The organism is Vibrio sp. S234-5 (assembly GCF_000960595.1).
In the GTDB taxonomy this organism is placed as follows: Bacteria; Pseudomonadota; Gammaproteobacteria; order Enterobacterales; family Vibrionaceae; genus Vibrio.
Genome location: NZ_JZAM01000355.1, coordinates 1 through 420 on the forward strand (window position 1 = coordinate 1; position 420 = coordinate 420).

The window sequence follows — 420 nt, forward strand, 5'->3', positions numbered from 1 at the left end:
AAATCGTCGTTTTGGTAATGAGTGTTTGATTCCGCTTGGTCCATTGCGCGAAGGTGTTGAGCGACTTCAGGAAGTCGACTTTATCATCACCAATGGCGGTTTGGCCCCTCAGGGTGAGATCTCGCTGTCTCTAGCGCCCTCAAAAGCGATCAACCTAAAGACCAAGCAGCAAGGTGATGTGAGTGAGTTAAAGGCGCTGGTGGCATTTGCCGGTATCGGGCATCCACCTCGGTTTTTTAATACACTAGAATCAATGCATGCGGATGTTAAAGTCACGAAAGGTTTTGCTGACCATCAAGACTTTGACCAAAAAGAACTTGAAGCATTGGCTCTACAAGGGGCGAATGTGATTATGACAGAGAAAGATGCTGTCAAATGTAGCGACTACGCACAAGACAATTGGTGGTATCTGCCTGCCTC

The 420-nt window shown here is 47.4% G+C and carries 1 protein-coding gene; it reads left to right on the top strand.

What is annotated here, in order from left to right; translation table 11 throughout:
- Positions 1-420, top strand: a 420-nt coding sequence (gene lpxK / locus UF06_RS19000) for a tetraacyldisaccharide 4'-kinase (protein ID WP_045571830.1), incomplete at both ends; no start/stop codon positions are given.